At 51.8% G+C, this 4,478-nt stretch carries 6 protein-coding genes and 1 pseudogene; 6 read left to right on the top strand and 1 reads right to left on the bottom strand.

What is annotated here, in order from left to right:
- A pseudogene (locus lacNas_RS02525) lies at positions 1-194 on the top strand (rod shape-determining protein MreD); the annotation flags it as partial.
- Between the two features lie 63 nt (positions 195-257).
- Here lacNas_RS02525 and lacNas_RS02520 read toward each other — a convergent pair.
- Complete coding sequence (locus lacNas_RS02520) at positions 258-380, bottom strand: DUF4044 domain-containing protein (RefSeq protein WP_201330606.1); 123 nt, start codon at positions 378-380, stop codon at positions 258-260.
- Between the two features lie 111 nt (positions 381-491).
- On the opposite strand from lacNas_RS02520, the gene lacNas_RS02515 reads away from it, so the two are divergent.
- The 5 genes from lacNas_RS02515 to lacNas_RS02495 all read left to right on the top strand — a co-directional run.
- A complete protein-coding gene (locus lacNas_RS02515) occupies positions 492-821 on the top strand; it encodes a DUF3397 domain-containing protein (protein WP_201330605.1) in 330 nt (109 codons plus the stop codon).
- Positions 822-952: 131 nt separating this feature from the next.
- Entirely contained in the window at positions 953-1,384 is a 432-nt protein-coding gene (gene mraZ, locus lacNas_RS02510) for a division/cell wall cluster transcriptional repressor MraZ (protein ID WP_201330604.1), read from the top strand.
- A 2-nt stretch (positions 1,385-1,386) separates the two neighbouring features.
- Positions 1,387-2,331 carry a 16S rRNA (cytosine(1402)-N(4))-methyltransferase RsmH gene (gene rsmH, locus lacNas_RS02505; protein WP_201330603.1) on the top strand — a complete coding sequence of 315 codons (945 nt, stop codon included), beginning with the start codon at positions 1,387-1,389 and terminating at the stop codon, positions 2,329-2,331.
- 11 nt (positions 2,332-2,342) lie between these two features.
- Positions 2,343-2,699, top strand: a complete 357-nt coding sequence (gene ftsL, locus lacNas_RS02500; RefSeq protein WP_201330602.1) for a cell division protein FtsL — start codon at positions 2,343-2,345, stop codon at positions 2,697-2,699.
- On the top strand, positions 2,699-4,478 hold a 1,780-nt coding region (locus lacNas_RS02495; protein WP_201346556.1), incomplete at its 3' end, for a peptidoglycan D,D-transpeptidase FtsI family protein. The genes ftsL and lacNas_RS02495, both read left to right, overlap by 1 nt.

Genomic DNA, 4,478 nt, shown 5'->3' with positions numbered 1-4,478 from the left:
CCGTCAGCTGCCTGTACGTTTGGCTGGTTTTCCGCCTGCTGGGCTGGACAACGCAGACTTTTCCGGAAACCGGCTACGTCCTGCTGTATACAGCAGGCTGGACGGCCGGCATCAGCCTGCTGACTTACTGGCTGTGGGCCAAGCTGGCCAGAAACTATCCTTTCCTGGTTGACCTGGACAATTATCGCTATTAAATTGAAAAACAAAAAAGCGGCCAGCATGATGCTGACCGCTTTTGAATTTGACGTCTTGCCAGTTTATTGGGCAGTTAAGTAGTAAACGACTGAGGCAGCTACGCCAAAGAGCGTAATCAAAGCCATCAGAACTACCATGATGTTTTCAATCTTCTGGAATGTCGACTTTTTCTTTTTACGTGCCATAGAAGCCTCCTATATGAGAGAGATTATAACCTTTTTGGCGGCGATTTGCAATTTAATTGCTGTGTTCTGACAGAAAAAACGCTAAAATATTTTAGAGATGGAGGAAACGCTATGTTGCTGATATTTTTATTGCCGCTGTTTGGTTTAGCCGCGGCTTACGTGATCAATCTGCTGTGGCCGAAGGCGGCCTTCCGCGGCTATGACGTCATGCCGTTCTTTTTGATCTATGCCTGCCAGCTGATGACGAATTTAAAAGGAGAGCCGTCGTTTCTGCCGTCGGCTTTCCTGCTTTACTTCATATTGATCTTGCTGGCCGCGGTCAAGTGGGCGGTTGTCAACAAGAACATCTCGCTGGGCAGGATGTTCCGGCAGTTCTGGAGCTATCTGGATGCCTGCAGCTTTTTTTGGTATTGCGGTCTGCTTTTGGTCGTGATGCTGTAAATTTTAAGTGTCGTTCGCTTTTAGCGGACGGCACTTTTTTAATTTTTTCGGAAATCTGCCGGTGTTTTTCAGATATTGTGGTTTAAAGTGGGGATTTGTGGTAAATTGTTAACAGAAGGGAGGAGCTTGCCATGTTCATGGGCGAATACCAGCACAATTTGGATGCTAAAGGCCGGCTGATCATTCCAGCCAAATTTCGCGAACAAATTGGTCCAGCAATGGTTTTTACCCGGGGCATGGAAGGCTGCATTTTCGGCTATCCGCTGACAGAATGGGCGAAGATCGAGGCCAAGCTGGCCAAGCTTCCCTTGACAAAGAAGAACGCGCGCAGCTTTACCCGGATGTTTTATTCGGGAGCAATGGAAGGCGAGTTTGACAAGCAGGGGCGGATCAACCTGTCCCCCACTTTGAAGAAGCACGCTGGCTTAAACAAGGAATGCGTCATCGTCGGCGTTTCCAACCGGATCGAAATCTGGGCCAAGGAGCGCTGGGACGAGTATTCTGAAGAGGCCAACGAAAGCTATGATGAAATTGCAGAGGATTTGGACGATATCGAGTTATAAATATGGAATTTAAGCATACCAGCGTATTATTGCACGAGACAATTGACAACCTGGCGCCGCGAAACGGTGGTACTTATGTGGATGCCACCTTTGGCGGCGGCGGCCATGCAAGATACCTTTTAAGCAAGCTGGAAACTGGAAATTTGATCGGCTTCGACCAAGACCAGTATGCAATCGCCACCGCCCAAAGCAATTTCGCGTCTTTTCTGCAGGCTGACAGCCAGCCGCGCCTGCAGCTGGTGCACAACAATTTCAGTCACCTGCGCGAGGAGCTGGAGAAGCTGGGCTATGACGGAATAGACGGCATCTATTATGATCTTGGCGTTTCCTCCCCGCAGCTGGACCAGGCTGATCGCGGCTTTTCCTACCGGTTTGACGCCAGACTGGACATGCGGATGGACCAAAGCCAGGATTTTGATGCCTACCAGCTGGTCAACCAGTATGATCAAAAGCAGCTGGCTGACGTTCTTTACCGTTACGGCGATGAGAAGTTTTCCCGGCAGATTGCCAGAAAGATCGTTGAGAGAAGACGCAGCAAACCGATCGAAACCACTTTCGAGCTGGTGGAGATCATCAAGGAGGCCATTCCCGCGGCCGCGCGGCGCAGCGGCGGCCACCCGGCAAAGAAGAGCTTCCAGGCGATCCGGGTTGAAGTCAACCATGAACTGGACGTTTTGCAGGCTTCCCTTGAGGAAGCCATCGGCCTGCTCAAACCAGGCGGGCGGATCAGCGTCATAACCTTCCAGTCTTTGGAAGACAAGATCGTCAAGAAGACCTTCAAGAAATATTCAGAAGTAGAGATTCCCCGCGGGATGCCGGTTGTACCCGAAGGGATTAAGCCGACTTTGCGCTTGATCACCCGCAAGCCGATTACGGCGAGCGCGGCGGAATTAGCAGAAAACAACCGCTCACACAGTGCAAAATTAAGAGTAGCAGAGAAATTATAAAGAGGACCACAATGGCTGGAAACACAGTTAGAAAGTATAATTATGAACCAGAAGAGGAAGCCCGGAAAAGTCCTCGTCTGGTAGTCGACCCACAGAAAGTTCCGTACTCGGCTTTCGAAAAGATTTTAAGCGTGGTAGGCCTGCTTGGCGCGGCTGCCTTGATCACGCTGAACATATCGGCAAGCGTTTCGGCAACCTATGCTCAGCGTCAGTTATCCGAGGTTAAGAAATCGATTACCAAGCAAAAGAATGCAACCGCCGACCTGCAGCAGGAAATTGGTGAGCTGTCATCGAACACCCGGCTCAACAAGATTGCTGAAAGTCAAGGATTGAAGTTGCGTGAAAGTAACATTAGGACAATTCGCTAATGAAGAAGACCACTAATTTAAGAAAAATAAAATCCAGAGCACACGGCTATCGCTTTACTGTCGGCAGAGTTTTAGAGCTAGTCGTTGCTTTGGTTTTTCTTTTTTTTGCTGGCCGCATGCTTTACCTGTCGATTTCCAAGACCATTGACGGCCAGAACATCAGCAAGAGGACCGCTGCGATCTACCGGCGCAATACGGTTCTGACGGCCAACCGGGGGACGATCTATGACAAAAACGGCCTGGTGATCGCCCAGGATTCGCATACCTACACGGTTTATGCAATTTTGGACAAGACCTATGTCGATTCCAACAAAAAGCCCCTGTATGTGCAGAACAAGAAGAAGACGGCCGAAAAGCTGGCCACGGTCCTGCCGATTTCCAAGGAGAAAATTCTCAAGTACCTCAACCCCTCCAACAAGAACACCTTTCAGGTGCAGTTTGGCACGGCTGGTTCAGGTCTCAGCCTGACACAGAAAAAGAAAATCCAGGCCATGCACCTGACGGGGATCAAGTTCATGGAAACCCCGTCAAGGCTGTATCCAAACGGCGTTTTTGCCTCAAACGTGGTCGGCTACACGGTTTCCAAGACCGATTCCAAGACGCAGACGACCAAGCTGGTCGGTGCTACCGGGCTTGAGGCCTACTTTGACAACATCCTCAAAGGGACCAACGGCTATGAAACCAGCACGGTTGACTCCTCGGAAAACCAGCTGCCAAGCGGGTCGCATTCTTACAAGGCGGCCAAGGACGGGAACAACCTGTACCTGACGATCGACTCGCAGCTGCAGAGCGCTCTGGAAACCTACATGAGCAAGGTGGAGAAAAACTACAAGCCGAAAGCGCTGACGGCCGTCGTTGAAGACTTGAAGACCGGGAAGATCCTGGCAGCCTCGCAGCGGCCGACTTTCAATTCCCAGACCAAAGCCGGGATCAGCAAGGCCGGCAGTGACCTGCTGGTTCAGTCAAGCTATGAGCCGGGGTCGGTCTTCAAGATCCTGTCACTGGCTGCCGCCGTCAACAGCGGCAACTACAACCCGAAGGCCTATTACAAGTCTGGTTCGATTACCGTTTCCGGCAGCACGATCTATGACTGGGAAAAGTCCGGCTGGGGCACGATCCCGTATTCCCAGGCCTTCCCGCGCTCCAGCAACGTCGGGATGGTCTACCTGGAACGCAAGATGGGGGCCAAGCTGTGGCGCAAGTATCTGAAGATGTTCCGCATCACCCACAAGACGGGGATCACTCTGCCAGGGGAAGTTTCCGGCAGCCTGTCCTTCTCCAGTCCGGTTGACCAGGCAGTTACTGCCTTTGGGCAGGGGGTGACGGTCAACGTCATGCAGATGATGCAGGTCTACAGTGCCCTGGCCAACAACGGGCAGATGGTCAAGCCGCAGCTGGTTGAAAAAATCACCAACTCTTCCGGCAAGACCGTCAAGAGCTACAAGGTTCAAAAAGTCGGCAAGCCGGTCTTTACGGCCAAGACCAGAAAGGTGATCATGCAGAACATGAAGAAGGTCCTGGACAAAAACATCGGGACCGGCTACACCTACTACATGAAGGGCAAGGACTTCGGCGTCAAGACGGGGACGGCGCAGATTGCCAAAACGACTGGGGGCTACATGACCGGGGACCGGAATTACATCTTCTCAGTCGTCGGGATCACGCCGACTGACAATCCCCGCTACTGCATCTACTTGACCATGAAGCAGCCAAGCAAACTGGGCAGCGGGGCTGAAGCCATCCTGGCCCAGATCTTTAAGCCGATGATGAGCCGGCTGG

Origin of the sequence: Lactobacillus nasalidis, assembly GCF_016587775.1 — a bacterium.
Classification (GTDB): domain Bacteria; phylum Bacillota; class Bacilli; order Lactobacillales; family Lactobacillaceae; genus Lactobacillus; species Lactobacillus nasalidis.
The sequence above is the reverse complement of the archived record's forward strand: the minus strand, read 5'-3'. Positions and strand labels throughout refer to the sequence as shown.

Excerpts from the sequence above, each read along its gene's own strand:
- lacNas_RS02520 (WP_201330606.1), bottom strand. The coding sequence starts at position 380 with ATGGCACGTAAAAAGAAAAAGTCGACATTCCAGAAGATTGAAAACATC.
- lacNas_RS02515 (WP_201330605.1), top strand. The coding sequence starts at position 492 with ATGTTGCTGATATTTTTATTGCCGCTGTTTGGTTTAGCCGCGGCTTAC.
- mraZ (WP_201330604.1), top strand. The coding sequence starts at position 953 with ATGTTCATGGGCGAATACCAGCACAATTTGGATGCTAAAGGCCGGCTG.
- rsmH (WP_201330603.1), top strand. The coding sequence starts at position 1,387 with ATGGAATTTAAGCATACCAGCGTATTATTGCACGAGACAATTGACAAC.
- ftsL (WP_201330602.1), top strand. The coding sequence starts at position 2,343 with ATGGCTGGAAACACAGTTAGAAAGTATAATTATGAACCAGAAGAGGAA.